The following is a 26,203-nucleotide window of genomic DNA, read 5'->3' on the forward strand; positions in this document are numbered from 1 at the left end:
AAAAGACCCGACGCAGCCGTTTTGCCCGACGCGCCAGCATGTCTCAGGTGGGTCCTCAAGTGATCTCAGATGGCATGCAACGGGATTAGCCACCTATTTTTCGCAACACCACGGCCTGGTCCGTCAACTTCGCGGGATTGGACCTATGCGAAGCAGCCCGGCTTCGCGTATCATTTTCAAAGGGAGGAAAAATGGAAGCGACTGTTCTTACGTTCGAAATGACGGTGGTCCTTGGATTGCTGGCGCTTACGGTGTTTCTGTTTGTCTCCGAAATCATCCGAATAGATCTGGCTGCGATCTTGGTCATGGTGATCTTGGGAGGGCTGAGCGCCCTGCCCGGTCTGGAAAACCTCGCCAACCGGGCCGAGTTGTTTTCCGGGTTTTCATCGAACGCTGTGATCTCGATTATCGCGGTAATGATCATCGGGGCTGGGTTGGACAAAACCGGGCTGATGTCCAAGGTTGCGGCCTTGATCCTCAAACGCGGCGGCACAACCGAGGCGCGGATTATCCCGATTGTGTCCGGCACCGTCGGTGTCATCAGTTCGTTCATGCAAAACGTGGGGGCGGCGGCCCTGTTCCTGCCAGTGATCAGTCGTATTTCCGCCCGAACCGAAATACCGATGAGCCGCTTGGCAATGCCCATGGGGTTCTGTGCGATCCTTGGCGGCACGATCACCATGGTTGGGTCGTCGCCGTTGATCTTGCTGAATGACCTGCTGATTTCGGCCAACCAGACCCTGCCCGCCGACCAGCAGATGGAGCCGTTTGGCCTGTTCTCTGTCACCCCTGTGGGGATCATGCTGGTGCTGACGGGCGTGGCCTATTTCGTTTTGTTGGGCCGATGGATCCTGCCTGGGCAGCGCGGGCGCGGGGCTGACGCAGGTGCCGCGCGGTCCATGCAGGCCTATGTGGAAAATACATATGGCCTGCGCGCGGACATGTTCGAAGTCCGCGTGCCCGAGGGGTCGATCCTCATCGGTCAATCGCTGGCCGACATCATGGTTGCGCATCACATCTACATTCTCGGCACGTCCTACAAAGGGCACAAAGTCATCGCGCCAATGGCTGACACGTTGATCGAAGCACCTGCGCGGCTGGCGGTTTTGGGATTGCGGCGTGTCATCCATGATGAATTCGCCGAGCCCTACGGCCTCGAAATTCTGCCCGGACTGGACGTGTTCGCGGACGACTTTGCCGCGACAGAGTCGGGCGTCGGTGAGGTGGTTATTCCGCCCGGATCCACCGTCATCGGGCAGTCGCCGATTGACCTGCGCTTGCGCCAGACCCACGGGTTGTCAATTTTGGCGATCCACCGTGGCGAAGACACGCTTAGCCACGTCGAAACCGAGGATCACGTCGCCACGCATATCGGTCAGGTACCGCTACAGGCCGGCGACACGTTGGTTGTGCACGTCCAGTGGGAACGCCTGACCCGTTTGAAAGCGGACCGGGATTTTGTCGTTGTGACCTCGGATTTCCCACAGGAGGAGTTGCGTCCAAACAAGGTGAATTGGGCGCTTGGCTTTTTCCTTTTGACGCTTGGGTTGATCCTTTTTTCCGATCTCTTGCTGTCGTTGTGCCTTTTGGCGGGCGCATTGGGCATGATCTTGTCCCGCGTCTTGTCCATCGACGAAGCCTATGATGCGGTGAGTTGGAGCACGGTTTTCCTGTTGGCGTCACTGATCCCATTGGGTCAGGCCGTACAAAACACAGGCACTGCTGCGTGGATCGCCGACCAAATCCTGACACTGCTTGACGGTTGGCCGATCTGGTCGTTGCAGGTTGGCCTCGCCGTTCTTGCAACGGTCTTTACGCTGGTGATGTCGAATGTCGGCGCAACTGTTTTGCTGGTGCCATTGGCGGTCTCTATCGCCATTTCAGCGGGCGGCGACCCCGCCGTCTTTGCACTGACGGTTGCAATCTCGACGTCGAATTCATTCCTGATCCCCACACATCAGGTCAACGCCCTGATCATGGGACCGGCAGGTTACAGGGTTGTCGACTTTGTCCGTTCCGGCGGCATTATGACGGTCCTGTTTCTGGTTGTCTCGATGGTGGGGCTGTCGATCTTCTTTTAGGGATCCGCGGCTTTGGCGTGCCATGCGAGCCTTCCGGTCGTTCCGGCACAGCTTTGCTGGCTTGGCGCACTGCACCGCGACCGCACACTCATGGCATGCGGTCGCGCACCTGTTCCGCTCTAAAGAAAGTCGTCGCGACGCGGTGTAAAGCTGTCTACCAAAGTTCCTGGCACAAGGCATACGCATCCATGTGTCTGGCCTGACGGGATCACAAAGCTGTCTCCGGGTCCAAACTCCTGTTCGGTGTCACCCAGCGTGAAGCGGAACCGGCCACTTTCGATGTACGTCGATTGCACGTGGGTGTGAGAATGCAATGCACCGATGGCACCGGATGCTGCAAAACGAAAGGCGACTGTCATCAGTTCCGGGTGGTCCGAGAGGACCTGCCGCGTGACGTTTTCACCGGTTGATACAATTGGAAAAAGGGACAAGGGTCAGGTCCTTTCGGTTATGAAAACAGCATGCCGCCGTTCAGGTCCATGTTGGTACCCGTGATGAATGCGCTGTCGTCACTGGCGAGAAACAGCACAAGATTTGCAGCGTCATCCACATGGCCCTGACGTTTCAGCGGCGCGTTCGCCTCGAAACCGCGCCGACCGGCATCCGGTGTGTGAATGTTGTGAAAATCGGTGTCGATCATGCCGGGGCACAGAGCATTCACACGGATGTCGGGGCCCAATTCCTTGGCCAAGCCACGGGTCATGGTCATCACCGCCCCTTTGGCGGTGGCATAGGCAACGGCACCGGGTCCGCCCCCATCGCGCCCGGCCTGGCTGGCCAAGTTGATGATCGTGCCCGAGGTCATCTTGGTCAGGCACGCCTTGATCATCAGAAACGTGCTGGTCACATTGAGGCTCATCACGGCCTCCCAATGGTCCAGCGGCATTTCTGCGATGGTCTTGCGTGCAATCAGGCCGCCCGCGTTGTTCACAAGAATGTCGACACCGCCAAAGGCATCGACCGTCTGAGCCACCAGCGCATCAACGTCCTCCGCCTTGTTCAAGTCGCCTTGCACCGCAATTGCCCGTCCGCCAGCGGCTTCGATGGTTGCAACTGTTGCGTCTGCACCTTCCGAACTGGCGAAATAGTTGATGGCGACAGCCGCGCCTTCGGATGCGAGCTTGATCGCGACGGCCGCGCCGATGTCACGGCCTGCACCCGTCACGATGGCGGTTTTTCCTGCAAGTTTCATGTTCGTCCTTCCTGTTGCAAAGCCCATGCCTTGCCGTTTTCTAAATGGTGCCGCGCATCCCACGACGCGCAGACGTATGTGCACAAGGTGCGGTTATCTGAATGCGCCCGGCATGACCGTCTTGGGCAACCACAGCACAATCTCGGGAAATGCAGCCAGCAAAATGAGGATGATCAGCATCGGCGCAAGGATAAACACCACCTCGCGCAGCACCTGCACCACGTTCAATCCGCCGATGGCCGCCGATATCAACAGACAGAGCCCGTAAGGCGGCGTCACCAACCCAAACGCAAGCGACACGATGCCAATGATCGCAAAGGCAATCGGGTCCACGCCACCGGCCTGTGCAACGGGCATAAGGACCGTGCCTAGGATGATGATGGTCGGGATCGCGTCGATAAACAGGCCGAACAGCAAAAAGAGAAGCGCAATCAACAAGGCAGTTCCGAACGGCCCGAATTCCCAAGCGGTCAGCACGCTGACAATCAAACGAGGCGCGTTGTAAAACGAAAGCAACCAGCCAAAGGCCGAAGCCGTGCCAATGGCAAAGAGCGAGATGGCTGCAAAGCGGGCAGTATCATAGAGGATGCCGCCGAAATCTTTGACCGTGACTGTGCGGTAGACAAACATACCGAGGATGAGTGCATAGACCGCGGCGATGATGGCACTTTCGGTTGGTGTCACAAGGCCGCCCACGATACCGCCAATGACAAAAACCGGCGTCAACAGTGCCAACGCGGCGCCTTTCCAGGCGGCCCAGAATTCTCCCCAATTGGGCGACGCCGTCACGGGATAGTTGCGGACCTTTGCAAAGACATAGACCGTCGTCATCAGCGCCAGACCGATCATCAGGCCGGGGATCGCGCCCCCGAGAAACAGCGCGCCCACTGACACTTGCATGACACCGCCCCACACGATCATCAGGATCGAGGGCGGAATGATCACCCCCATCACCGAAGAACAGGCTGTGATAGCGACGGCAAAGCGGGTGTCGTAGCCTTCTTTCTGCATCGCGGGGATCAGGATTTTTCCGATGCCCGCGGCATCCGCGGTGGACGACCCAGAGATACCGGCAAACAGCATAGAGACAGCCACGTTCACATGCCCGAGCCCCCCCGGCATCCAGCCCGTCAGCACCCGCGCCAGTTCGATCAGGCGGTCCGTGACTTTGCCTGAGTTCATCAGGTTTGCCGCCAGCAAAAAGAACGGGACCGCCAGCAGGATAAAGGAATTGTAGGACTGGAACATCCGGTCCAGAACGATGAAAGGGGTTAGCCGCAGTTCCAGCAAAACGACCGGAATGGTCGCCAGGCCCAGGGCAAATGCCACGGGAATACGGATAAAGATCAGGATCAGGAAACCCGCAATCAGCATCGACGCGGCGGTGGCGGTATCAAGTATCATGACGCTGCACCTGCGCGCGCGCGGAACTGCGCAATGGTTTCAAACAAGCGGTATCCCGACAGAACAAGCCAGAACCCACCGGCAATCGGGACAGACACATGTGTGATCGCCAGGTTGGCGCGCATCATCACGGAACGCTGGTTGCCACCGAATTCGGTATATTCGATGCCGTAGACCAGAAACAGTGCGCCAAACACCATGATCGCGAGGTGGACAATGCCGGTCTGGATCAATTGCCCAATTGGGCTTGTGGCATCGCGGGTGATGCGCACATCGAAATGGGTGCCGTCCCAGACCGCAACGATGGACCCGATCATGACGATCCAGACAAACAGAAACGTCGCCAGCTCTTCGGTCCAGAGATAGGATGGGATCAAGCCCGTGTAGCGCGACAAGACCTGCATGGCGACAGGTATGGCCAATGCCCCCATCAACACACCGAGCAGAAGGCGCAAGCCGGCACAAAGCCGTTCGAGTAGTCGTCCAAGCATGATTGCCCTACGTCGTGCAGGGGTGCCAGCAATATCGGCACCCGAAAATGCGTCGACGAGCGGTTTGGGAGCCGCCCCGCTCGTCAACTTGGGAGATTACATGCCGCGCACGTTGTTCAAAAGCTCGGTGGCGCCAAGCTCTTCGGCATAGGCGTCCTGAACGGGCTGCACCAGCTCGAGCATTTGCTGACGACCGTCGAACTCGTGGATCACGATTTGACCGGCGTCGGCCATCTCTTTCAGGATCTCACCATCTGCACCGCTTTCCAGCGCCCGGCCAAAGGCACCGGCCTCAGCACCTGCTGCCATGATGGCCTCTTGCAGGCCTGCATCCAGACCATCAAAGATCTTGGCGGACATCACGATTGGGCGCACCGTGATCGTGTGCTGTGTCAACGAAATATGTGGTGCCACTTCGTAGAACTTGAGGTTCTGAATGGACGCCGCCTCGTTTTCAAAACCCGCAATCACACCGGTCTGAATGGCGTTGTAGACTTCGTTGTAGGCAATCGCCGAAGGTGCCGCGCCGACGGCATCAAAGGTCTGTGCCTGGATCGGCGCACCCATCACCCGCATGCGGTGGTCTGCAAGTTCCTCCATGTTGGTGATCGGCTCGGCTGAGGCCAGGTTGCGCACACCACCACCGTGGTAACCAACGATGACAATCCCCGCCTTTTCACGCAACTCAGCCTCGAGCGGGGCAAAAGCGTCAGATGCCAGGACCGCGTCCCAGTGTTCCAGATCGCGGAACAGGAACGGCATGTCCATCAACGGAATGGACGCTGAGAACACAGCCATGTTCGACGGTGCGAGAATTGTATAATCGACCGCAACACCCTGGTTCAGGTACGTCACATAGTCACTTTCGACGCCCAGCTCGCCATTCAGGCGGAGATCAAAGTCCACCGCGCCGTCGTAGTTGTCAGCGACCAGCCGTTCGAACTCGCGCAGCGTTTTTGTAAACGAGTGCTCCTCATCGAACATGCTCGCACCGCGCAAGGTCACGTCCGCCTGCGCGATTGCCGCGCCGCTCAGAAATACTGCCGCAACGGCCGTCGCTTTCAGAGAAAAATTGAACATTCTATCCTCCCAGATCAGGTTCAAGTCTTGTTGTTCCTTCGGCCCTCCCAGGCCGAGCATTACGTCCGAAATGCACTCTCACACGACAGGCCCGGCTGCACTCCCTCAAAGCGGGATCAGATGCAGGCGGTCAGCCGTCCAAAGCTGGAGCTTTCGGTCATAGGAGTATGTAAGCTCAAATCTTGTATACTAGTCAACCATTTTTGCAAAAGTCTCATTTTTTCGCAAATTTTGGTGACAGCCTCACTGCCGTAACATGTTACCTAGTATACAAAAGATCCCTGTTATTCTGCGCAAATTTCTGGCACAGTCCCCAAAAATGGAGGCGGATGAAGCAGACGATGGTCGCATTGGGAACACTTGAACGCACAACAAGCAGCGGCGTTGTGTTCGACACTTTGTTCGAACAAATTACTCGTTTGGAGCTTTTGCCCGGCACCAAGATTTCCGAAACTGACGTGGCAAAATCGTTTGGTGTATCGCGGCAGCCCGTGCGAGAAGCGTTCACGCGACTGGCCGGCCTCAACTTGCTCTTGATACGGCCCCAGCGCGCCACCATCGTCCGACCATTTTCACGCAAGCTGATTGCCAGCGCCCGCTTTGTACGCGCGGCGATCGAATTGGAAGTCGTACGCGCCGCCGCCAAGGACCGCGATACATCCATTGACGCGCCGCTCAAGGCGAACCTCAAACAGCAAGCCGATGCCGTGTCGGCGGGCGATGTCACGCTGTTTCACGAACTGGACTATCAGTTTCACCAACTGCTATGCGCGTCGGGCAAGCAGACGTTTGCATTCGCGATCATCGCTGAGAACAAGGCCCAGGTGGACCGGCTGTGCATGCTATCCTTGACCAGCAAAGAGGCGATGGAAGCGCTCTACGAGGACCACCAGACGCTTTTGAAGGCCATGTTCGGCGGCGATGCAAAGGCCGCCGACGACGTCCTGAGGGTGCATCTGGATCGTTTGACCCCCACAATTGATGCGATCTACACCACGCACAAAGGGTACTTTGATGAATAGGTTTTGGTTGTGAGACCGCTCTTTCTGACCTTGGTCGCTCTGATTGCCGTCCTGCACATCTACGTTGCGTGGTTCGAGATTTTTGCGTGGACAAGCCGTGGGCCGGTTGTTTTTGACACGCTGCCCGCGGAATTGTTCGCTCAGACCACCGAACTGGCCGCGAACCAAGGGGTCTACAACGCCTTTCTGGCGGCTGGCCTGATATGGGCGCTGTTCATCCGAGACCGTGTCTGGCAACGGCGCGTGGCCATCTGCTTTCTCAGCTTTGTGTTGGTGGCGGGCATTGCCGCAGCCCTGACGGTCTCGTTGCGCCCCGGCATGTTTCAAATCCTGCCGTCAAGTGTGGCGATCATTGTTGCGGCGCTGGAGAGACTTTTGGCCCGACGATCAGAGTAGTTTTCGCTCTGCTCAAGTCCGACAACTCCACAGTTTTTGCGCTTTAAGTGCCAAGCCTGTCAAACGGTTGGCGTAACGCCTACGACAAGTGCGCGAGGGACAATTGGCGGAGGCTGGGCAAGCAAATCGACACATGCTCGCACGTCACGCGGCGAAGACCTGCACATCCATCGCCGCATGGATGACGGCGTCGCAGTATCTTGGGCATGAGGACGTGACGATGGCTGTGCGCCACGATGGGCCTATAGATCGCGAAGAGCAAAGGCGGCTGGTCACCGGGCCAGATGGAGTGAACCAGCAGTGAGCTGATCCACAAGGAACTGTGGGACTTACGCACGCGAAAGACCAAACACTACGGCAAAAATACCAACCTAAAGAGCAGAGGTGGCGGAGACGAAATATCTATTCGTAACCGAGGGCGTTTTCAGGAGGCACAGCAAACATCGTTTTGATCCCGGTCGCTTATCCGCACCCTTGCACCTGCAAAAGTCCCGCACCGAAAATCGTATCGTGCCCTCTTGTCCCCAGATCTGCCGCTGCCGCAGTCAGAGACCTGCGGATCTCGTTGATCGATTGCCGTGTCAGAGTTTGATCTGCCGCGATCGCCGCTGTTACAAAAGGGGCGGCCATAGATGTGCCGCTCAAGATCCGAAGGCTTTTACCGTCACGTATGAGAACATCGACGCCGGGGGCTGCCACGTCGACGTGAACGCCGCGCCCTGCCTTGCGGAACACAGCGCCATCTCGGTCTACCGCAGTGACGCCAATCACAAAAGGAAACGCTGCCGGGTACAGTGGCGGTGCGTTCGGACCGTCATTGCCAACCGCTGCAACCAGAACCATTCCATTTCTCGATGCCTGTTCCAGTGCCCTATCCATCAACTTGTTGCGGGGGCCGGCCATACTGATGTTGACCACCCTCACGTCATTTGCGGCCAACCAGTCCAGCCCGCGCAGAATTGGAACAACCCCAGCTGCCTCACCGTCGGCAACAACGTTGGCGCTATAAAGCGGGCGACCTGCCAACCGGCCTGGCCCAACCAACAACGCAGCGACACGCGCTCCGTGTTCTGTCCCAGACGTGTTGGCACCGCCGCCAAAATCCTGCTGGATGATCCGGCCTGACGCCAGCGCAGTATCGCTTTTGGGAACACCGCCATCTATCATGCCCACGATAGCTTGGGCCGTGCAGCCCGACGACGGCCAGCCGATCATCGGGCCTGCATATTCCAAGCCTGCGCCTGTTGTGTTTTGAAGGAAGTAAAGGTGGTTCGCGCCCGCTGCCACACCAGGTACCGCTGCCTCAATCTCGGCAATGGCTTCTGGGATCGTTGTGCCATCGGGGATGTCAAACACAACCAACGTATCGTTCAATTCAGGCAGCGGATGCTGAGCGCGCACGACATATCCGAGCGCTTCAGCCGCAGCGACCAAGCGCTGCGGAGGCTCGGCTGTCAGAACGATCAGCTCATCCAGGCTCTCTACTGCCGCGCGTCGACCATCCGGCGTGGTCAGGAATGGGGATTGTGCGGGTGTGCAAGCAGCGATGAAAACGCAGAAGAAAAGCAACAAACGAACCACGTCAGTCCTCCGCAACCAATGACACAAGCGATGATGCTTCCAGGGTAATTTGGCCACTTTGCCTTGCGGCATCATTTTCGAAAGCGACCCAATACAAGCCCAGTGCGCTCGGCCCGTCCACAATCCGTGCGCCGGCTGTGCCAAGCAGTGCCTCAACCTCGGCCAACGTAGCGTCAGTTCGGAACGCAATGGCGAGAGATGGCAAGGCCGGTTCTTCGCTGACCGTTCGGAACAGGGGTTCATCGCGGCTTGTCGAAACGAGAAAGGCACTTTGAAGCAAGATCGCGGCGCCCAAAAACAGAGCTGCGATGCGCCATAGAGGGCGTTCTGTCGAATTGGCTGGCCGGGTGCGTTCGATTTCCGCGCTCAGCCGGTCCCAACCATCTGGCGCTGCGCCATCCTCTTCTGCGAGCGCGCATTTCAGCCCCCGCATCAGCGCCAACTCTGCGCGAAAGACCGGATCGGTGTCCGCTTGGGCGTCGATCCGCTTCATTGAATCTTCGTCGGTCTGGCCGCGCAGATATGCCAGCAATTGATCTTCGTCTTGTCCATCTGGCCGTGTCATGGCTACCTCACAACCGAATTACATCGTGCTTATTGGACGGGCGAGCCGCAGATTGGTTCAAAATCATTTTGCCCCCCTGCGCGACAAACATCGCATCAACAGCTGTTTCGCATGATAGATGCGACTTTTGACCGTGCCGTCGGATGTGGCCTCAACGCTGGCCGCCTGGGCGCACGTCATCTCCTCGTAGAACACCAGGTGAAGGGCGGTTCTCTGACGCTCAGGCAGCTGATCAATACAAGCTTTCAGGCGTGCGGCATCCTGCGATGCGCCCAGAACTTCTTCTGCATTCGGAGCATCGTCCGGAAGGGCTTCGTCCGCCTCGCCCAGCGTGACGCGTGCCTGTTTGCGGATGTGATCGACAGTCTTGTTCCGCGCCAATGTCAGAATCCATGACCGGACGCTTGAGCGACCCTGAAAGCCAGCAGCGCCCCGCCAGACACTGAGCATCGTATCGTGCACGATGTCATCTGCCTCGGCCGCATCTCTGATGCGAGGCCTGACAAAACGCGCGACCGCATCGGCGTGGTCTTGATACAGTTGCTTCATCGCTGACTTGTCGCCTTGCGCCACCCGCGCGACAAGGTCCACACCGTCCCGATCAGGGCTAAAATATGTCTGCTGCTCACTCATCCTCATGTGATGCACCACACCAGAAAGACCATTTCAAGCAGCATCGGCGAACTATCGCTTCCCCTACGTCAAAAAAATTTTGAACCGAGTGCGCGCCCCCCACGACCTAGCCACATGAAACGCTCAAATGGGCCCCAAGCGACAGGGAATAGATAGATGGCAAACATTAACGGCGACAACACTTCGGAACTCATCAATGGCACAAACGGCGCAGACGAGATCCGCGCCGAGGGCGGTAATGATACGGTAAATGGGCTTGGCGGCAACGACACCATCTTTGGCCTCAATGGCAATGATCAGCTTTTTGGCGGGGACGGCGACGACAGTCTCCGGGGCGGGGACGGCGCTGACACGCTGGAGGGTGGTGCGGGCGCCGATATCCTCGACGGCGACGGCGGTGATGATGTCGCCAGCTACGCGGGCTCGGACGCTGGTGTTCAGGTTGGTCTAAACTTTGGCGTTGGTTCCGGCGGACATGCCGAAGGCGACACGATGCGAGATGTTGACGGCTTTATTGGTTCGGACTTCAACGACCGGCTGGATGTAAACAGCAACCGCAGCAACCTGTTCTTCGACGGCGGCGATGGTTTCGACTCCCTGTTCCTGCAGGAGTTCCAGGATTTGCGGAACGATACCCTGCTGAATTTTGAGCGCATTGTGATCAACGATCAAACCTCCGGGCGCGTCGGCTTTGACATCCGGTCAAATCAGCTCGCTGATCTGCAAGAAATCAATGTGCGCAGCTTCGTCGGCGATGTGGATCTCTTTTTCGACATGGTGAATGGCGTAAACGCCGACCTGTCCGGCATCAACTTCACCGGTTTTGACGTCAACGACACAATTCGTATCGATGGTGAAGATGACGCCGACAACATTATCGGATCGACCCAGAACGATGAGATCGAGGGCCGCAACGGCAATGACACCATTTATGGCGGCGAAGGTGATGACACAATCAATGCGGGCAACAACAATGACGTTCTGATCGGCGGCGCCGGTGCCGACGAACTGAACGGCGGTAGCGGGCAGGATATCGTGGACTATTCAGCCTCTTCTGAACGGGTGCAGGTCACCCTGAACGAAGGCACGGGCGTGGGCGGCGATGCGCAAGGCGATACCTATTCCGGCATCGACGGGTTCATCGGATCAGACTTCGATGACCGCCTCCGCCTTACCGAGAACCGCGGCAACCTGTTTCTGGACGGCGGCGACGGGCGCGACACGCTCGAGCTTCGCGAGTTTCAGGATCTTCGCGACGACACGCTGTTGAATTTCGAACGCATCGTCATCAATGACACCACCAGCGGCAGACAAGGCTTTGACATCAACTCTGATCAGTTGGCCGACCTGATTGCGGGCGGGCTGAACGAGATCGCGATTTTCAGCAATTCCGGCAATGTCGACATCTTCATTGAGGTCGTGAACGGCGTCGATGTGGATCTGTCCGGGGTCACCCTGACCGGGTTTGACGGCGACGACATCATCCGTGTGCGCGGCGAAAGTGACGCCGATGTCATGATTGGCTCCTCCGGGGATGATCTCTTTGACGCAGGCTCCGGCAATGACAGTCTCGAAGGGCGCGGCGGTGATGATCGGATCGAGGGCGACGACGGCCGCGACACGCTGAATGGCGGCACGGGCGATGATGAGCTTTTTGGCGGCAATGGCGACGACCTGTTGATCGGCGGTGCAGGTGCCGATGACATGGATGGCGGCAGCGGCGAAGACATTGCCTCCTATGTGGGCTCAAACGCGGCTGTCACTGTCAATCTTCAAGACGACACCGGCACGGGTGGCCATGCTGAGGGTGACACGCTCACCGCGATTGATGGCGCGATCGGTTCGGCCTTTGGTGACACGTTGCTGGGTGACGGGCGCGGCAACCAGTTCTTCGGCGAAGACGGCAATGACAGTATCCGCGGCGAAGGTGGCAACGACCTGATCCGCGGCGGCAACGGCAATGACACGCTGCGCGGAGGCAATAACGAAGATCAGCTTTCGGGAGGTGTCGGCATCGACGCTTTGTTTGGTGACAATGGCAATGACGTGCTCGATGGCGGGGACGACAATGATCAGCTCAGCGGCGGTAGCGGGAATGACGTCCTACTGGGCGGCGCAGGGAATGATGCGCTCATTGGCGGCGCAGGCGCGGACGTGATGGTTGGCGGCGCGGGTTTTGACCGCGCCAGCTATGGCGGCGCGGGCGCAGCGGTCGTCGTGAATATGAACAATCCCAACGCCGGATCGGGCGACGCGGATGGCGACACCTTCTTTGAGGTTGAGGTGATCGAGGGGTCTGCCTTCAACGACCTCTTCATCGGCAACAGCGAGGACACCGTTTTCCGCAGCGGCCTGGGCGCGGACACCGTTGATGGTGGCGCGGGGGACGACTTTGCAGACTATGTGAGTTCAAATGCAGCGGTGCAGGTAAACCTGGCCGCGGCCACGCAGTCTGGCGGCCATGCCGAGGGTGACGTGCTGCTCAATATCGAAAACGTGGCCGGGTCCAACTTTGACGACACCATCGCCGGCGACGCACAGGACAACATACTGCGCGGCCGCGATGGGAATGACACCATCCGCGGGCGCGACGGTGATGACACACTCGAAGGCGGCGAAGGGAACGATGATCTGGCGGGCAACACCGGGGATGACAGTCTTACCGGCGATGCCGGGAACGACACACTCTCTGGCGGTGCTGGCGACGACACGTTGGAGGGCGGCGCAGACAACGACCTCCTCCTCGGCGGCGACGGTAACGATCAGATCGAAGGTGGCGATGGCAACGACGTGCTCATCGGCGGCGATGGCGCGGACACCATCCTCGGCGGCACCGGCAATGATCAGGTCACCGGGACTGCAGGGGATGATGTAATCGACCTGGGCGCTGGCAACGATGAAAGTTTCTGGCTGAACGGCGACGGGTCGGACACGGTGGATGGCGGCGAAGGGGTGGACACCCAGTTCGTTTCGCTGACCGACAGCACAAGCGACGTGCTCACGGTGTCGACCGAAGACGGCGTGACCGTGTTGGAGCGCACAAATTTCGGCACTTTCTCTATCGAGATGACCAACGTCGAAACAATCGACATCGATGCGCAAGGCGGCGATGATGTGATCAACGCCCAAAATGCCGAGGTTGCCCTCGAGGTCGACGCAGGTGCCGGAAACGATTTGATTGAGGGCGGCACAGGCCGTGACCAGATCGCAGGGGGCGCCGGCAATGACACCTTGTTGGGTGGTGAAGGCGATGACCTTGTTGTGGGCGGGTCTGACGATGACCTCGTCCTTGGCAATGATGGCAATGACGTATTGCGCGGGGATGATGGCCAAGACACCCTGTCCGGTGGCGAAGGTGACGACACGATCCAAGGCGGCATTGGCGACGACGACCTCAGAGGCGGTGCCGGCAGCGACTCACTCGAGGGCGGAGACGGCGCGGACTTGCTGAGAGGCGGTACCGGCGGCGACACGTTGCGCGGTGGTGCAGGCAGCGACACGGTTCTCGGCGGCGAGGATGACGACCTGATCCAGGGCAATTCCGGCAATGACACCGTAGCGGGCGAAGCCGGTGACGATGTCATCAGTGGCGGCTCTGGCAATGACCGGATCAGAGGGGACGAAGGGGACGATGTCCTGTTCGGCTCTTCCGGCAATGACCTCGTGACCGGCAACGAAGGCAGCGATACCCTGTCCGGCGGCACAGGGAACGACACCCTTGACGCTGGTGGCGGCGGTCGGAACCGTCTTGACGGTGAAGAAGGGAACGATGTTCTGCAGGGCGGAAGCGGTCGCGACCGGATGGATGGAGGTGCGGGCGACGACGTCATGACCGGCGCTGGTGGCAGCGACATTTTCATCTTCTCGGAAGGCCAAGATGTTGTCATGGACTTCCAGACGAACCTTGCAAACGAGGTTGTCGACCTGCGTGCCGTCTCGGAGATTGTTGATTTCAACGATCTGACAAGCAACGGACACCTGTTCCAGGACGGCTCAAACGTTGTCGTGGATGATCTGGCGGGCAATTCCATGACTCTATTAAACACCAACCTTGCCGATCTGACGGCTGACGACTTCCTGTTCTAAGCCCTGCTGGAACAAGGCATCGTAGGTCACACCATCAGTGTGGCCTGCGATGTCAGAAATCGGCACAGTCGAACTAACATGGAAGCCAAGAAGCGTGTCCTCTGACGACAGACGACCTTTCACGGTAAGGCTCGACGGGCTGCACAAAAAGAGGCGGGTTAATGCCCCACCCCTGATCTTTCGCTTCCAGCCTGCCGCGGTTGATAAGGATTTTTCCAGGCAAAGTCCGCTCTTTCCCACCACGGCGCTACCAACGCGGTCAAACAATGGCTTCACAGACTAGGGGTCCACTCGCGCGCATTGGAAGACCATGCAATCTGTCCGCAAGATCGTCTAAACGGCTTTTGAGGTTGCCAGTTTGCCCCCTTACGACCCATAGGCCTTTAGGCACATGCTGGCCAGCCACACGGCGCAGAACAGCACAAGCGTTGCCCAGTTCATCGTCAACGCCCAAAACCTTGGCCATTCGGAGCCGCGGACCACGTCGCACAGCCATGGATAAGCAAGCCGAGACGAGTAGCCCCGTCTGATCACTGGGAAACCGAATGCATGGCCATGCGCATCGGCTGGATCAAGCGTCGTGTGAACGCGGAAACAAGTGCGGGAACACGGAACTAGCGTATGGTATTATTGTTTAAAAACAAAACCCAAACAGGCAACAGTGGCGGAGGCTGTGGGATTCGAACCCACGGGACGCTCTCACGCCCAACGGTTTTCAAGACCGCCGCATTCGACCACTCTGCCAAACCTCCGGTGAGATTGCTTTACGGATCGTCGCGCGATTCGGCAAATACCCAAATCTATGGGGAAATTTGCCGATCCGGACACGGGACTCTTTTCAGAACCACCTCGACACGCTATGCTAACGCGAGAAACCCGGCAAAGCGGGAAAAAACACGTGTCGCAAAGGCACCGGCCAAAATGGCCCCACAGGCAACAGCAGGCAAGGACTTGGTCCATGAGCAGAACATATTCTCGTTCCACATTTCGTAGCAGCGTCACACTTGTCCTCGCTTTGGGCCTTTTGGCTGGGTGCAACGAAAACGGACAATTCGTGGCGATGGACGCGTTCAAGTCGAACACATCCACCAAAGACACCCCAAAATCCGGCGATGCCGTAAAGACCGTAGAACGCGACGTCGAAGCGCCCGACGTGTTCTCGGCCACAGAGGCCGGATTGTGGGACGGTCGACCATCGTTGGGCGGCGTATGGGTGGCACATCCTGATGTCACCGACCCCGAACGGGTGATCATCCGCAACACAACAAACGATAAATTTGTGGTTGGTGCCCTGTTCCGCCGTGAGCGGGATATTCCCGGTCCGCGCCTTCAGATCAGTTCGGACGCGGCCGAGGCATTGGGCATGTTGGCCGGTGCACCCGCGCAATTGAACGTGACGGCCTTGCGCAAAGAAGCGGTAAGTGTGGCGCCTGAAATTGACGCTCCGGTTGAGGCAGACACAGTTGCCGCACCGACAGACGTCACCGCCACCCCGCTGGACCCAATCCAAAGCGCGGCGGCGGCCATTGACGCCCCTGCCCCCGCAGCAACTGTGACAGGCATCGCGCCGAAACCAACCGCCCAGGCGACACCGGCCGCGGCGCGAGCGCCCACTTCGGGTCTGTCCAAACCATTCATCCAGATCGGGATCTTTTCGATCGAAGCCAATGCCGAGCGCACCGCAAAACAGATGCGCGGTGCGGGCATCATCCCAATCGTCAAAAAGTTCGAACGCAGCGGCAAACCGTTCTGGCGCGTGGTTGTTGGCCCAGCAGGGTCGACGTCAGAGCGCGCGCAGTTGCTGACCAAGATCAAAGACGAAGGGTTCACAGACGCCTACGCCGTCACCAACTGAACCACATAGGAGCCCACCTTGATCCGCACTCTTGCTGCCGCCACTTTGCTGATCTCGACGGCGTTGCCGTTGTCCGCCTTCGAAACGCGGGCAACCGCCGCGTATGTGATTGACCATACCACTGGTACCGTTCTTCTGAACAAGAACGCGGACGAGCCGCTGCCGCCCGCGTCTATGTCCAAGCTGATGACCCTCTATATGGCGTTTGAGGCTGTGGAACGCGGGCAACTCAAGATGACGGACGAGCTGTCGGTTTCGGCCCATGCCAACAGCTACGGCGGCTCGACCCTTTTTCTCAAACAAGGCGAGCGTGTCAGCGTCGAAGACCTGATCCGCGGTATCATCGTGTTGTCGGGCAACGACGCTTGCGCCGTGATTGCCGAAGCACTGAGCCCGGATGGCACAGAAGCCGGATTTGCGCGTCTGATGACCCGCCGCGCGCAAGAGATGGGCATGACCAACTCGACATTCGCCAACTCCAACGGCTGGCCTGCCGCAGGTCACCGGATGTCGATGCGGGATCTGGGGCTGTTGTCGCAACGCTTGCTGGCGGACTTCCCTGAATACTACCCCATGTTCTCGGAAACAGAGTTCCTGTTTGATGCGAACGAGTCGTCTAACCGGTTCAATCGGAACCCGTTGTTGGGTCTCGGTATTGGGGCGGATGGCCTGAAAACGGGTCATACCCAAGAGGCGGGATATGGCCTGACGGGATCAGCGAAACAAGGCGATCGAAGGGTCGTTTTTGTGCTCTCTGGACTGGACTCTGCTGCCGCGCGCGCTCAGGAATCCGAGGCTATCGTGAATTGGGCGTTCCGCCAGTTTGCCCAACGCACGCTGGTGACCCAAGGAGAACGCATTGCCACCGCAGCCGTGTGGGAAGGTGCGGAACCCGAGGTTGGTCTCGTGCCTGAAATGGACATCTCGGTTCTGCTGCCAATCCTTGCGGGCAAGGACGTGGCCGCCGAAGTCGTCTATACCGGTCCAGTTCAAGCGCCTGTGACGGCCGGAACACCGCTTGCAGAATTGGTCATTCAACCCGAAGGTTTGCCGGAACAACGCTTCCCGCTGGTTGCGGAAACCGATGTGGCCCATGGCGGGTTCCTTGCCAAGATTTCGACCGCAGCCCTGTCGCTGATTCAGCGCTTGAATGATGGCCCAGACACGCCCGGTGAAACGTGACGCAAGACGACGCTGCGCCGGGGCACTTTATCAGCTTTGAAGGGATCGACGGGTCGGGCAAGTCTACCCAGACGCAATTGCTGGCCGACGCGCTGCGAGATGCGGGCCACGACGTGCTGTTGACCCGCGAGCCGGGCGGCAGCCCAGGTGCTGAAGAAATCCGTGAACTTGTCCTAAAGGGTGATCCGGACCGCTGGTCGGCAGAGACTGAGTTGCTGCTATTTACTGCCGCGCGTCGGGATCATCTGGAGAGGTTGATCGAACCTGCGCTTGCGGAAGGCAAGATCGTGATCTGCGACCGTTTCGCGGACAGCACGCGCATGTATCAGGGCGTGAGCCGCGGAGACTTGCGGGGCAAAGTCGACACCCTGCATAGCCTGATGATCGGACGCGAGCCGGACCTGACACTGCTGATCGATATGGATCCTGCACAGGGTCTGGCGCGCGCCAAGAGCCGCAAGGGCACCGAGGAGCGGTTCGAGGACTTTGGCTCCGACTTGCAAGAGAAAATGCGCGCGGGTTTTCTGGAGCTCGCCAAGCAATACCCTGACCGTATGCGCACGGTTGACGGCACTGCGACTGTCGCCCACGTGGCGGCACAGATTTGGCGCATCGTTTCCGCGCATTTGGACAAAGCACAATAGCCGTTTGGCGCGGCCCGGGGCTGGCCCCTGACCTGCCATGAGTGGTAAAGCATCGCCATGGCCGACGAGACCCAAGATCCAACACGCGTGCCCGGCGCGCCCCACCCGTCTGAGACACCCCGACTAATGGGGCAAGACGCGGCGCAAGCGACGTTTCTGGACGCGTTCAACTCTGGCCGTCTGCACCATGCTTGGCTGATCACGGGGCCGCGCGGGGTTGGTAAGGCCACATTGGCCTGGCGCATCGCGCGGTTCCTGCTCTGCACGCCGGATCCGGACCCAAATGACATGTTCGGCGCGCCAGCGCCAAGCAGTTTGGATGTGTCAGACGAACATCCTGTGGCGCGGCGTATCGCGGCAGGCGCAGAACCAGGTTTGAAATCGGTACACCGCACAGAAAACGACAAAACCAAACGACTGCGTGATCAGATCACCATCGAGGACATCCGCGCGCTCGGCAGCTTTTTTCAACTCTCCGCCACAGATGGTGGTCGCCGAGTGGTCATCATTGACGCTGCGGACGAAATGAACGTCAACGCCGCCAATGCGCTTCTCAAAATGCTCGAAGAGCCGCCCGCGCGCACGACCTTGCTGCTGATTTGCCACCAGCCCAGCCGTTTGTTGCCCACCATCAGGTCGCGTTGCAGAACCCTTCGGCTCGGTCCTCTGGATGCGCAGGATATGGCCGCGGCGATGGCGCAGGCCGGTGTCGATCCGGGACCAGATAGTGCCGCCTTGGCCGAGCTGGGCGCAGGTTCAGTGGGGGAGGCAATGCGCCTGACACTGCTTGACGGTCTGCGTATTTATCAGGAGATTGTCAGCCTGTTGGGCACGATGCCGAACCTTGACCGTGCCCGCGCGCTGGCTCTGGCAGAGGCAGCGGCGCAACGCGGGTCGGATCAAAAACTTGACCTGCTTTACACCTTGATGGATGTCGCGTTGGCGCGGCTGGCACGCACTGGGGCTGGCCACCCCCCCACCGTGAACGCCGCCCCGAACGAAGCCGAGATTTTCCAACGCCTTGCCCACGACACACGGCAAGCACAGGCTTGGGCCAGCACCGCACAAACGGCTCTTTCACGGGCGCGTCATGGGCGTGCAGTCAACCTTGACCCTGCCGCGCTGGTCCTAGATACGCTCTTCAAACTTTCCGAGACGGCGCCCGCCCGATGACACCCGAAATCACCGACAGCCACTGCCACCTCGATTTCCCCGACTTTGAGGGCGGATTGCCTGAGATCATCGCAAACGCCGAAGCGGCGGGTGTGACACGGATGGTAACCATCTGCACCAAGCTCAGGTTGGAACCGCAGGTGCGCGCCATCGCAGAGACATATGCACCCGTGTTTTATGCAGCTGGCACACACCCCATGAGCGCCGCGGACGAGCCGATGGCGACGGTGGATGACCTGATTGTGCTGTCACAGCACCCCAAATTCGTGGGCATTGGCGAGACCGGGCTCGATTATCACTATACCTCGGACAGTGCGGAGGTGCAGAAACAGTCGCTGCGCATCCATATTGCAGCGGCCCGCGAGACGGGTCTGCCACTGATCATCCATGCACGTGCCGCGGACGATGACATGGCGCGTATCCTGGCTGAGGAGCATACAAACGGCGCGTATACCTGCGTCATGCACTGTTTTTCGTCCTCGCAAGCCTTGGCGCACGCCGCGCTTGATCTGGGGTTCTACCTGAGCATGTCGGGCATCACCGCCTTTCCCAAAAGCCAGGAACTCCGGGACATTTTTGCATCCGTGCCCATGGACAGACTGCTGGTCGAAACCGATGCGCCCTACCTTGCGCCGCCGCCACATCGCGGCAAACGGAACGAACCGGCATTCACCGCACATACCGCACAACGCGCGGCTGAAACGATGGGCGTAGACTATGCTGCGTTCGCGGAGCAAACCCAAAAGAACTTTGACCGCTTGTTTGCCAAGGCTGCGGCCTACACAGTGCCGGCATGACGGACAGTTTGACCTTTACCATTCTTGGATGCGGATCATCCGGGGGCGTTCCACGTTTGGGTGGACATTGGGGCGCATGCGACCCCGCCAACCCCAAGAATCGCCGCCAACGCTGTTCCCTGTTGATCCAGCGCACCAGCCCGAATGGCACCACCAGCGTGCTGGTCGATACGTCGCCCGATTTGCGCAACCAACTGCTGGACGCAGGCATCGGCCGCCTCGACGGCGTTGTCTATACCCACGCCCATGCGGACCACGTGCACGGAATTGATGACCTGCGCATGATTGTTTTTAACATGCGCGAACGCCTGCCTGTATGGGCGGACGGGGCCACTCAGGATGCCCTGCTGTCGCGGTTCGGCTATGTTTTTGTCCAACCCAAGGGCTCACCCTACCCGCCTATTCTGGAATTGAACACACTATCCAGTGATACCTTGATCGACGGACCGGGCGGGCCAATCACACTGTCGCATTTCGAGGTGTCACACGGGTCGATTGATGCGCTGGGATTTCGCGTAAACGGTGTCGCTTATCTGCCGGATGTGGCGTCTGTTCCGGATGATGCCTGGGCGCATCTGGAAAATCTGGATGTGTGGATCGTGGATGCCTTGCGCCGTGACCCGCATCCGACGCACAGCCATCTTGAGAACACACTGGCTTGGATCGAAAAGGTCAGACCCAAACGCGCCGTCTTGACCAACATGCACATCGACCTCGACTACGACACCGTTCTGGCAGAGACACCGGCGCATGTTGAACCCGCGTATGACGGCATGACAATCACGGTTCCGGTGACCTGACACCATTTCATTGATGGACCGTGTTGGTCCCCTGCTGCAGAGGCCTGACCATGCAAGCCCTTCTCGAGGTTATCCTGCCGGTCTTTGTCGTGATCGGGTTCGGCTATGTTGCTGTGTGGCGCGGGTTTTTCACGTCTCAGGGCGTTGATGCCCTGATGAAATTCTCGCAAAACTTTGCCATTCCCTGCCTGCTGTTCATGGCCATCGCAAACCTCGATCTGCAGGCAAGCCTCGATATCCGACTGCTGGCCAGCTTTTATGTGGGTGCCGCGTCTGGCTTTGCCGTTGGCACGGCAGCGGCGTTCTATCTGTTCAAAAGAAACATCGAAGACAGCATCGCCATCGGGTTTTGCTGTCTGTTTTCAAATTCCGTTCTGCTGGGGCTGGCCATCAACGAACGCGCCTATGGTCCGGATGCTTTGGCGGGCGCATACACGATTATCGCGTTCCACTCACCGTTTTGCTACGGGCTGGGCATCACGGCGATGGAGATTGCGCGCAACCGTGGGCAATCGCCGCTGGTGATGGTGCGCGGTGTGGCGCGGGCCATGTTTCGCAATGTGCTGGTGTTGGCCATTATCGCCGGTTTTGTCGTCAACCTTGGCGGCATCCCACTGCCCGGTGTTTTGCGTGACGGCCTCGACCTGGTCATTCGGGCGGCCCTGCCCACGGCTCTATTCGCGCTTGGCGGTGTGTTGATACAGTACAAGCCTGAAGGCGATGCACGGGTGATTGCCATGGTGTGCGCCGTATCGCTGATCCTGCATCCTGCTATTACGTGGAGCCTTGGCACAGCGCTTGCCGTGCCGAAAGACGTGTTCCAGCCCGGAGTGCTGACAGCGGCGATGGCGCCGGGTGTCAACGGCTATATCTTTGCCAACATGTATGGGCGCGCGCGCCGCGTCGCGGCCACGTCGGTTCTGGTTGCAACGGCGCTGACGGTTTTGACCGCGTGGATGTGGATTACGGTTCTGGGATAGACAGGTGCGCCCGACGCGCCCGGGCCAGTTCAGCGTTCAGCGCACCGCCCAGTAAGACCAGATAGGCGCTGATAAACAGCCACATCAGCATTACGATCACGGCACCAATAGATCCGTAGACCTCATTGTAGGTGCCGAAATTCCGCAGGTAGATCGAAAACCCAACCGAGGCCGCGATCCATCCAACCGCGGCAAATATCGCGCCGGGCGAGATCAGCTTTGGCCGTTTGCCTTTGAGGTTGGGGCCCAGCCGGTAGATCACTGCAAAGCCGACCAGCAAAACAGAAATGCCAACGCCCCAACGCAACACTTCGATACCAAAGCCGGCCCAAGGACCAAGTGGAACAAAGGCCAGTATCACTGGCAAAATCACGATACAGGCCATTGCGACAAGCAAAACGCCAATCAGACTGCCGGTTAGCAGAAAGGCACGCGCGTAATGGGATATGCCCGACCTGTTCGGGGCATCGTAAATCGCGTTCAGCCCACGCATCAGGGCCGCAACACCGGCCCGCGCCGACCAAAGCGCAAAACCAAAGGACACCAGCGATGCCCACCCCAATGTCAGCCCGTCCGTGGTCGACAGCTTAATGAGCTGTCCTGCCAACAAACGGTACACGTCCGCAGGAATCACCGCCCGAAACTCTTCCAACTGTTCGAGGGCCAGCGCCGGGTCCCCGACGATCCCCCAAAGTGCAATCGTGGCGGCAAGACCCGGGAAAACCGCGAGAATGGCGTAGAACGCCACACCCGCAGAGATTAACCCGAGGTTCTTTTCATCCATCAAACGAAACACGTGCTGTATCGCACGCCACCACAGCGCCGGGTTCTTGGGCGGGCGGGACGAAGACTCTGGAGATTCTGACATCGGGGCAGGTGGCTCTTTCATACGTCGACGACAAATAGCGCCGTAGGCGCAGATTGCCAAACTCCGGTGCCCGTTGAGCGTAGGCACAACCAGACTGAATGCTCTAACCTGCCAGTCGTCCTGCGCCGCGAAAACGTTTCGGATGTAAAGGGGTGGTACCACCTCCCCGGCTCGAACGGGGGACCTCCTGATCCACAATCAGGCGCTCTAACCTACTGAGCTAAGGCGGCACTGGGGTTCAAATACCCATGAGTCCCACCGAATGCAAGACCGTCAAAACCGATAAACCCACGTCTGCTCCACCAGATCCTGACCGAAGGAATGCACTGGTTTGGACACGGTCAGCTCCCATCCGGTGCGCGCATAGAGTGCGCAGGCTGCACGGTGGCTTTCATGCGTCCACAGCGTCATGCCAGTATATCCATTGCCTCTCGCAAATCCCATACAGCGTTGTAGCAACATGCGCCCAACACCCCTGCCCCGCGCCTGTGGCACCAACAGGAACAGGCGCAGTTTGGCCGTTTGCTCGTCGTGACGTACACAGAAAATCGACCCAAGGCGTTCACCGCCAGCTTCGGCGATCCACCCCTGTTCACAGGCCGGATCATGGTCCGACACATATCCATCCAGAATGGACCGGACCAATGGGCCAAAGGTGTCGTCGAACCCATCGTCGCTCGCGTACAGAAAGGCATGTTGATCAACCAGCCAATCGGTATCTTCTGCTTGGAACGGGCGCAGGATCGTTTCACTCATACGGACCACTGTGCACCGCGTCCGCTTGCCTTTCAAGCCCATGCAGGCTAGCACATCCGCTCTGTCAGCACCGGAGGCGACCATGGGCATCAACAGCGAACGCGACATCGAAGCCAACCTGCAAATCGGGCCAACCGATCAAGGCATGGTGCGCATCTATATCGAGGCCAAAGGCGTTGAAATCCCAATGGATTTCGACCCAGAAGAAGCCAGCGAAATTGCCGACGAAATCCGGGCCGCCGCCAAGGCCGCCGAGGCGATGAAGCGCTAAAAGCGGTCAGCCGCCCATTGCGTTCAACACGACGCTCAAAGCCTCGTATGGTTTGTAGTCCAGCATCAGAACCAGCGCCTGTGACATCGCAGGGCCATGGGGTGACAGGCCCGCGATGCTCAGGAAATAGGGCACCACGGCACCGAAAAACAGCAACACGCGCATATACAAAAAGAACAGCGACGGAACTTGGGAGACCGTCACAGTGACAAGCGTGTTCAATATCGACATGGTCCGTGAATAGGCTTTCCGCCTGTCCAGCCACAGGCGCATCGCTTGGTTCACGCCGAACACAACGTATTGCCAAAAGGTCTGTACCGTTGCCTGCGCGATCCCTACCCCGCGAAACAGAACCCAGAAAAAACCGAGCATCACCAGAATACCCACCAACTCCTCGGACGAACTTTGCCGCAAGGCATCAACTGCCGCGCGAATGTCATTGATCAACGTTTCGGTGCCGCCCGGATCACTTTGAATATCCGCGACCGTTTGCGCGTCCAGCTCTGCGAGGAGTTGCTCGATTTCGAGCTGCAGCTTTTGATTGCCCAACTCGGTCTTCAGCGCCGATGCAGGTGCCTGATCAATTGCGATGCGGTCCTTGCTCCAGCCCAGAACGCCTGAATAAATCGCCATGACGGCTGTGACCATCGCGGCGACGGCAGTGATGTATTTGACAGGGTCCCAACCTCCGCCGTTGCCGTCGTCCTCTTTGCTCAGCTTGCCTTCCAACCGGCCCAGATCGCGGCGGATGTCGCCAAGTGCGGTGGTGATGTTCGGATTATCAGTCATTGAAAAAGCCCTTTGGTCCAAATCGCGGCACAACCATACCGTGACTTTGACCGTCGGCCTAGATCGTTGCGCGCCGCGCAAAATGCGGCAGGCCACCCGACTGGACGGATGGCCTGCCAATCACGCAACTGCAGGGCACATGTTAAGATGGGGGCCACATACCGGGTCGCAGCGCGCGACTTGCCACCTCAGAATGCGATCCGTGCGCCCAGATTGAGCGACACGGCACTCACGTCACCACTTACCACACCGGTCGATGCACCCGAGGGGGCAAACCTGTTTGATTCCACATCAAAAAAGCGCCGATAGCGCGTATCGGCCGTCAACGTGACGCGGTCCGACACCTGCCATGCAACACCCGCGATCAACTGCGCCCCAAAAGCGGTGTCGCTTTCGTTGACCTGTACGCCAGGCCCGTAAACCAGGTCCTGCGAGAACCGACCAACACCCAAGCCCGCGCCGACAAAGGGGGTGACCGCGCTGCCCGTATCAAAATCGGCCAGAATGTTTGCAAACAGCGTGGTCGATTGCAGACCGCCGGATACGTTCACCTCAGGATTGGGACCATTGCCTGAAAACCGGATCTCGTCCGCATCTGTATCCGAATAGCTGAGGTCCAACTCGACCCGCACGCCGACGTTGTCCGTGCTCCATTGAGGCAACCGAAGGCCGACGCCGAGACCGAACTGGAACCCGTCGTCATAGTCGGTGTCGACGGTTTGCGGGTTGCCGCCGATGATACCGCTGGTGTTCAGGTCGCTGTTCAGAACCGCCCCACCATAGACAAAGCCATAGCGGCCACTGTCCTGGGCCATTGCGCCAGAGGCGGCGGCGGTTGCACAAAATGCGGCGGCAGTCAGCAAAGCCGCGCGGGAAGAAGCGTTTCGTTTCATGGTGTGGCATGTCCCTTGTTTCAAACGTGACACGATGAAAACGCGGGACAGACGGGTCTTATGCGATCACGTCAGATGACCGATCCGTGATCGATTGCGCGGCGCGCCTCTTACCACCCAAGCGCAGCGCCAGGGTCACGTAGGTTTTGCAATCGCCGGGCCGCATGGGTCGCAAATTTTTGCACCATCACCTTGCGCCGCGCGGGTGCAAGCTTGTCCTCGGGGGCCATGCGGATGATTTCGGCATCATAGGCATCTGCAATGACCAACCCGGTGCCTTCGGGCAATAGGTCGACCGGAAAATCGCCGTCCACAGCCCAGAAAAAGCGGTCACACCACTCCAGGTACCCTTCCCACTTGCCATCAGACATGAAGTCCGCGCGGCTGGACTTGCATTCGACAACCCAGATCTCGCCTTTGGGACCAAGCGCCATCACGTCCACGCGCAAACCGCGTGTCGGCACCAACTCTTCGACTGTGGCCCATCCGAGCGACGCCAAGTGGCGCGCGACCCCCCGCGCCAAAAGTTGGCCGGGCATCAAGGCGTTTTGTTCAAGCACGGTGTCCATTTTTCAAAATATGAACAAAACCTGAACAAATGCAAGCGCCGCCCACGCACTTGCGCCTTGGGCACCAGCGCTTAGGTTAACAAACGCGCTAGGCT

General features: G+C 58.9%; 26 protein-coding genes and 2 tRNA genes. 13 read left to right on the forward strand and 15 right to left on the reverse strand.

Annotated features, from left to right (window positions below; translation table 11 throughout):
- Positions 1 to 191: 191 nt before the first annotated feature.
- The gene (locus tag Q0936_RS18870; RefSeq protein ID WP_299298003.1) at positions 192 to 2,081 is read left to right on the forward strand and encodes an SLC13 family permease; all 1,890 of its coding nucleotides are present in this window, start codon (positions 192 to 194) and stop codon (positions 2,079 to 2,081) included.
- Between the two features lie 119 nt (positions 2,082 to 2,200).
- Here the strand turns inward: Q0936_RS18870 and Q0936_RS18875 are convergent, their stop codons facing one another.
- The 5 genes from Q0936_RS18875 to Q0936_RS18895 form a co-directional block, all read right to left on the reverse strand.
- A complete protein-coding gene (locus Q0936_RS18875) occupies positions 2,201 to 2,512 on the reverse strand; it encodes a cupin domain-containing protein (RefSeq protein WP_299298001.1) in 312 nt (103 codons plus the stop codon).
- Between the two features lie 17 nt (positions 2,513 to 2,529).
- The gene (locus tag Q0936_RS18880; protein ID WP_299297999.1) at positions 2,530 to 3,273 is read right to left on the reverse strand and encodes a glucose 1-dehydrogenase; all 744 of its coding nucleotides are present in this window, start codon (positions 3,271 to 3,273) and stop codon (positions 2,530 to 2,532) included.
- Between the two features lie 93 nt (positions 3,274 to 3,366).
- Complete coding sequence (locus Q0936_RS18885; protein ID WP_299297997.1) at positions 3,367 to 4,677, reverse strand: TRAP transporter large permease; 1,311 nt, start codon at positions 4,675 to 4,677, stop codon at positions 3,367 to 3,369.
- Positions 4,674 to 5,168 (reverse strand): TRAP transporter small permease subunit, encoded by a 495-nt coding sequence (locus Q0936_RS18890; RefSeq protein ID WP_299297995.1) that lies wholly within the window; start codon positions 5,166 to 5,168, stop codon positions 4,674 to 4,676. Before Q0936_RS18890 ends, Q0936_RS18885 begins: the two co-directional genes overlap by 4 nt.
- A gap of 96 nt (positions 5,169 to 5,264) precedes the next feature.
- Entirely contained in the window at positions 5,265 to 6,248 is a 984-nt protein-coding gene (locus Q0936_RS18895; RefSeq protein WP_299145958.1) for a TRAP transporter substrate-binding protein, read from the reverse strand.
- Between the two features lie 329 nt (positions 6,249 to 6,577).
- Between Q0936_RS18895 and Q0936_RS18900 the strand changes: the two genes are divergently transcribed.
- The 3 genes from Q0936_RS18900 (at position 6,578) to Q0936_RS18910 (ending at position 7,970) form a co-directional block, all read left to right on the forward strand.
- Positions 6,578 to 7,270: a GntR family transcriptional regulator gene (locus Q0936_RS18900; RefSeq protein ID WP_299145959.1), complete on the forward strand. Its 693-nt coding sequence runs from the start codon at positions 6,578 to 6,580 to the stop codon at positions 7,268 to 7,270.
- 9 nt (positions 7,271 to 7,279) lie between these two features.
- Positions 7,280 to 7,666 carry a DUF1304 domain-containing protein gene (locus Q0936_RS18905; RefSeq protein WP_299297993.1) on the forward strand — a complete coding sequence of 129 codons (387 nt, stop codon included), beginning with the start codon at positions 7,280 to 7,282 and terminating at the stop codon, positions 7,664 to 7,666.
- Positions 7,667 to 7,799: 133 nt separating this feature from the next.
- Entirely contained in the window at positions 7,800 to 7,970 is a 171-nt protein-coding gene (locus Q0936_RS18910) for a hypothetical protein (protein WP_299297991.1), read from the forward strand.
- Positions 7,971 to 8,128: 158 nt separating this feature from the next.
- Here the strand turns inward: Q0936_RS18910 and Q0936_RS18915 are convergent, their stop codons facing one another.
- The 3 genes from Q0936_RS18915 to Q0936_RS18925 all read right to left on the reverse strand — a co-directional run bounded on the left by Q0936_RS18915 (position 8,129) and on the right by Q0936_RS18925 (position 10,451).
- Positions 8,129 to 9,322, reverse strand: a complete 1,194-nt coding sequence (locus tag Q0936_RS18915) for a S8 family serine peptidase (RefSeq protein WP_299297989.1) — start codon at positions 9,320 to 9,322, stop codon at positions 8,129 to 8,131.
- The gene (locus Q0936_RS18920; RefSeq protein WP_299297987.1) at positions 9,249 to 9,812 is read right to left on the reverse strand and encodes a hypothetical protein; all 564 of its coding nucleotides are present in this window, start codon (positions 9,810 to 9,812) and stop codon (positions 9,249 to 9,251) included. The genes Q0936_RS18915 and Q0936_RS18920 overlap by 74 nt, the downstream gene beginning before the upstream one ends.
- A 63-nt stretch (positions 9,813 to 9,875) precedes the next feature.
- Positions 9,876 to 10,451, reverse strand: coding sequence for a sigma-70 family RNA polymerase sigma factor (locus Q0936_RS18925; RefSeq protein ID WP_299378353.1), 576 nt, complete (start codon positions 10,449 to 10,451; stop codon positions 9,876 to 9,878).
- 150 nt (positions 10,452 to 10,601) lie between these two features.
- On the opposite strand from Q0936_RS18925, the gene Q0936_RS18930 reads away from it, so the two are divergent.
- Entirely contained in the window at positions 10,602 to 14,531 is a 3,930-nt protein-coding gene (locus Q0936_RS18930; RefSeq protein ID WP_299297983.1) for a calcium-binding protein, read from the forward strand.
- A gap of 662 nt (positions 14,532 to 15,193) precedes the next feature.
- Here Q0936_RS18930 and Q0936_RS18935 read toward each other — a convergent pair.
- Positions 15,194 to 15,283: transfer RNA gene (locus Q0936_RS18935), tRNA-Ser, on the reverse strand.
- A gap of 206 nt (positions 15,284 to 15,489) precedes the next feature.
- Here Q0936_RS18935 and Q0936_RS18940 point away from each other — a divergent pair.
- The 7 genes from Q0936_RS18940 to Q0936_RS18970 are packed head-to-tail and all read left to right on the forward strand — an operon-like array spanning position 15,490 to position 21,962.
- Positions 15,490 to 16,386, forward strand: coding sequence for an SPOR domain-containing protein (locus tag Q0936_RS18940; protein WP_299146016.1), 897 nt, complete (start codon positions 15,490 to 15,492; stop codon positions 16,384 to 16,386).
- A gap of 18 nt (positions 16,387 to 16,404) precedes the next feature.
- Positions 16,405 to 17,568, forward strand: a complete 1,164-nt coding sequence (locus Q0936_RS18945; protein WP_299297979.1) for a D-alanyl-D-alanine carboxypeptidase family protein — start codon at positions 16,405 to 16,407, stop codon at positions 17,566 to 17,568.
- On the forward strand, positions 17,565 to 18,212 hold the full coding sequence (gene tmk, locus Q0936_RS18950) for a dTMP kinase (protein ID WP_299297977.1): 648 nt from the start codon (positions 17,565 to 17,567) through the stop codon (positions 18,210 to 18,212). The genes Q0936_RS18945 and tmk overlap by 4 nt, the downstream gene beginning before the upstream one ends.
- Before the next feature lie 57 nt (positions 18,213 to 18,269).
- Entirely contained in the window at positions 18,270 to 19,385 is a 1,116-nt protein-coding gene (locus Q0936_RS18955; RefSeq protein WP_299378355.1) for a DNA polymerase III subunit delta', read from the forward strand.
- The gene (locus Q0936_RS18960) at positions 19,382 to 20,182 is read left to right on the forward strand and encodes a TatD family hydrolase (RefSeq protein WP_299146020.1); all 801 of its coding nucleotides are present in this window, start codon (positions 19,382 to 19,384) and stop codon (positions 20,180 to 20,182) included. The genes Q0936_RS18955 and Q0936_RS18960 overlap by 4 nt, the downstream gene beginning before the upstream one ends.
- Positions 20,179 to 20,982 carry an MBL fold metallo-hydrolase gene (locus tag Q0936_RS18965; RefSeq protein WP_299294933.1) on the forward strand — a complete coding sequence of 268 codons (804 nt, stop codon included), beginning with the start codon at positions 20,179 to 20,181 and terminating at the stop codon, positions 20,980 to 20,982. Before Q0936_RS18960 ends, Q0936_RS18965 begins: the two co-directional genes overlap by 4 nt.
- 50 nt (positions 20,983 to 21,032) lie before the next feature.
- Positions 21,033 to 21,962: an AEC family transporter gene (locus tag Q0936_RS18970; protein ID WP_299146022.1), complete on the forward strand. Its 930-nt coding sequence runs from the start codon at positions 21,033 to 21,035 to the stop codon at positions 21,960 to 21,962.
- On the opposite strand, the gene Q0936_RS18975 is transcribed toward Q0936_RS18970, so the two are convergent.
- The 3 genes from Q0936_RS18975 to Q0936_RS18985 form a co-directional block, all read right to left on the reverse strand.
- Positions 21,946 to 22,830 (reverse strand): YihY/virulence factor BrkB family protein, encoded by an 885-nt coding sequence (locus tag Q0936_RS18975; protein ID WP_299294931.1) that lies wholly within the window; start codon positions 22,828 to 22,830, stop codon positions 21,946 to 21,948. The two genes, Q0936_RS18970 and Q0936_RS18975, sit on opposite strands and share 17 nt — an antisense overlap.
- Before the next feature lie 153 nt (positions 22,831 to 22,983).
- A tRNA-His gene (locus Q0936_RS18980) sits at positions 22,984 to 23,060 on the reverse strand.
- A gap of 43 nt (positions 23,061 to 23,103) precedes the next feature.
- The gene (locus Q0936_RS18985) at positions 23,104 to 23,586 is read right to left on the reverse strand and encodes a GNAT family N-acetyltransferase (protein ID WP_299294929.1); all 483 of its coding nucleotides are present in this window, start codon (positions 23,584 to 23,586) and stop codon (positions 23,104 to 23,106) included.
- Positions 23,587 to 23,668: 82 nt separating this feature from the next.
- Here Q0936_RS18985 and Q0936_RS18990 point away from each other — a divergent pair, with 82 nt between their 5' ends.
- A complete protein-coding gene (locus tag Q0936_RS18990) occupies positions 23,669 to 23,857 on the forward strand; it encodes a DUF6324 family protein (protein WP_299146024.1) in 189 nt (62 codons plus the stop codon).
- 6 nt (positions 23,858 to 23,863) lie between these two features.
- Here the strand turns inward: Q0936_RS18990 and Q0936_RS18995 are convergent, their stop codons facing one another.
- The 3 genes from Q0936_RS18995 to Q0936_RS19005 form a co-directional block, all read right to left on the reverse strand.
- Positions 23,864 to 24,646: a hypothetical protein gene (locus tag Q0936_RS18995; protein WP_299294928.1), complete on the reverse strand. Its 783-nt coding sequence runs from the start codon at positions 24,644 to 24,646 to the stop codon at positions 23,864 to 23,866.
- Between the two features lie 188 nt (positions 24,647 to 24,834).
- A complete protein-coding gene (locus Q0936_RS19000) occupies positions 24,835 to 25,539 on the reverse strand; it encodes an outer membrane beta-barrel protein (protein WP_299294927.1) in 705 nt (234 codons plus the stop codon).
- A gap of 110 nt (positions 25,540 to 25,649) precedes the next feature.
- Positions 25,650 to 26,078: an MmcB family DNA repair protein gene (locus Q0936_RS19005; RefSeq protein WP_299146027.1), complete on the reverse strand. Its 429-nt coding sequence runs from the start codon at positions 26,076 to 26,078 to the stop codon at positions 25,650 to 25,652.
- Positions 26,079 to 26,203: the final 125 nt, after the last annotated feature.

It is taken from the genome of uncultured Tateyamaria sp., assembly GCF_947488715.1.
Lineage (GTDB): Bacteria > Pseudomonadota > Alphaproteobacteria > Rhodobacterales > Rhodobacteraceae > Tateyamaria.

What these genes read in the sequence shown, in the direction of transcription:
- Q0936_RS18870 (WP_299298003.1), top strand. Translation starts at nt 192, where the DNA reads ATGGAAGCGACTGTTCTTACGTTCGAAATGACGGTGGTCCTTGGATTG.
- Q0936_RS18880 (WP_299297999.1), bottom strand. Translation starts at nt 3,273, where the DNA reads ATGAAACTTGCAGGAAAAACCGCCATCGTGACGGGTGCAGGCCGTGAC.
- Q0936_RS18885 (WP_299297997.1), bottom strand. Translation starts at nt 4,677, where the DNA reads ATGATACTTGATACCGCCACCGCCGCGTCGATGCTGATTGCGGGTTTC.
- Q0936_RS18890 (WP_299297995.1), bottom strand. Translation starts at nt 5,168, where the DNA reads ATGCTTGGACGACTACTCGAACGGCTTTGTGCCGGCTTGCGCCTTCTG.
- Q0936_RS18895 (WP_299145958.1), bottom strand. Translation starts at nt 6,248, where the DNA reads ATGTTCAATTTTTCTCTGAAAGCGACGGCCGTTGCGGCAGTATTTCTG.
- Q0936_RS18900 (WP_299145959.1), top strand. Translation starts at nt 6,578, where the DNA reads ATGAAGCAGACGATGGTCGCATTGGGAACACTTGAACGCACAACAAGC.
- Q0936_RS18910 (WP_299297991.1), top strand. Translation starts at nt 7,800, where the DNA reads ATGCTCGCACGTCACGCGGCGAAGACCTGCACATCCATCGCCGCATGG.
- Q0936_RS18915 (WP_299297989.1), bottom strand. Translation starts at nt 9,322, where the DNA reads ATGATGCCGCAAGGCAAAGTGGCCAAATTACCCTGGAAGCATCATCGC.
- Q0936_RS18920 (WP_299297987.1), bottom strand. Translation starts at nt 9,812, where the DNA reads ATGACACGGCCAGATGGACAAGACGAAGATCAATTGCTGGCATATCTG.
- Q0936_RS18925 (WP_299378353.1), bottom strand. Translation starts at nt 10,451, where the DNA reads ATGAGGATGAGTGAGCAGCAGACATATTTTAGCCCTGATCGGGACGGT.
- Q0936_RS18930 (WP_299297983.1), top strand. Translation starts at nt 10,602, where the DNA reads ATGGCAAACATTAACGGCGACAACACTTCGGAACTCATCAATGGCACA.
- Q0936_RS18940 (WP_299146016.1), top strand. Translation starts at nt 15,490, where the DNA reads ATGAGCAGAACATATTCTCGTTCCACATTTCGTAGCAGCGTCACACTT.
- Q0936_RS18955 (WP_299378355.1), top strand. Translation starts at nt 18,270, where the DNA reads ATGGCCGACGAGACCCAAGATCCAACACGCGTGCCCGGCGCGCCCCAC.
- Q0936_RS18960 (WP_299146020.1), top strand. Translation starts at nt 19,382, where the DNA reads ATGACACCCGAAATCACCGACAGCCACTGCCACCTCGATTTCCCCGAC.
- Q0936_RS18965 (WP_299294933.1), top strand. Translation starts at nt 20,179, where the DNA reads ATGACGGACAGTTTGACCTTTACCATTCTTGGATGCGGATCATCCGGG.
- Q0936_RS18970 (WP_299146022.1), top strand. Translation starts at nt 21,033, where the DNA reads ATGCAAGCCCTTCTCGAGGTTATCCTGCCGGTCTTTGTCGTGATCGGG.
- Q0936_RS18975 (WP_299294931.1), bottom strand. Translation starts at nt 22,830, where the DNA reads ATGTCAGAATCTCCAGAGTCTTCGTCCCGCCCGCCCAAGAACCCGGCG.
- Q0936_RS18985 (WP_299294929.1), bottom strand. Translation starts at nt 23,586, where the DNA reads ATGAGTGAAACGATCCTGCGCCCGTTCCAAGCAGAAGATACCGATTGG.
- Q0936_RS18990 (WP_299146024.1), top strand. Translation starts at nt 23,669, where the DNA reads ATGGGCATCAACAGCGAACGCGACATCGAAGCCAACCTGCAAATCGGG.
- Q0936_RS18995 (WP_299294928.1), bottom strand. Translation starts at nt 24,646, where the DNA reads ATGACTGATAATCCGAACATCACCACCGCACTTGGCGACATCCGCCGC.
- Q0936_RS19000 (WP_299294927.1), bottom strand. Translation starts at nt 25,539, where the DNA reads ATGAAACGAAACGCTTCTTCCCGCGCGGCTTTGCTGACTGCCGCCGCA.
- Q0936_RS19005 (WP_299146027.1), bottom strand. Translation starts at nt 26,078, where the DNA reads ATGCCCGGCCAACTTTTGGCGCGGGGGGTCGCGCGCCACTTGGCGTCG.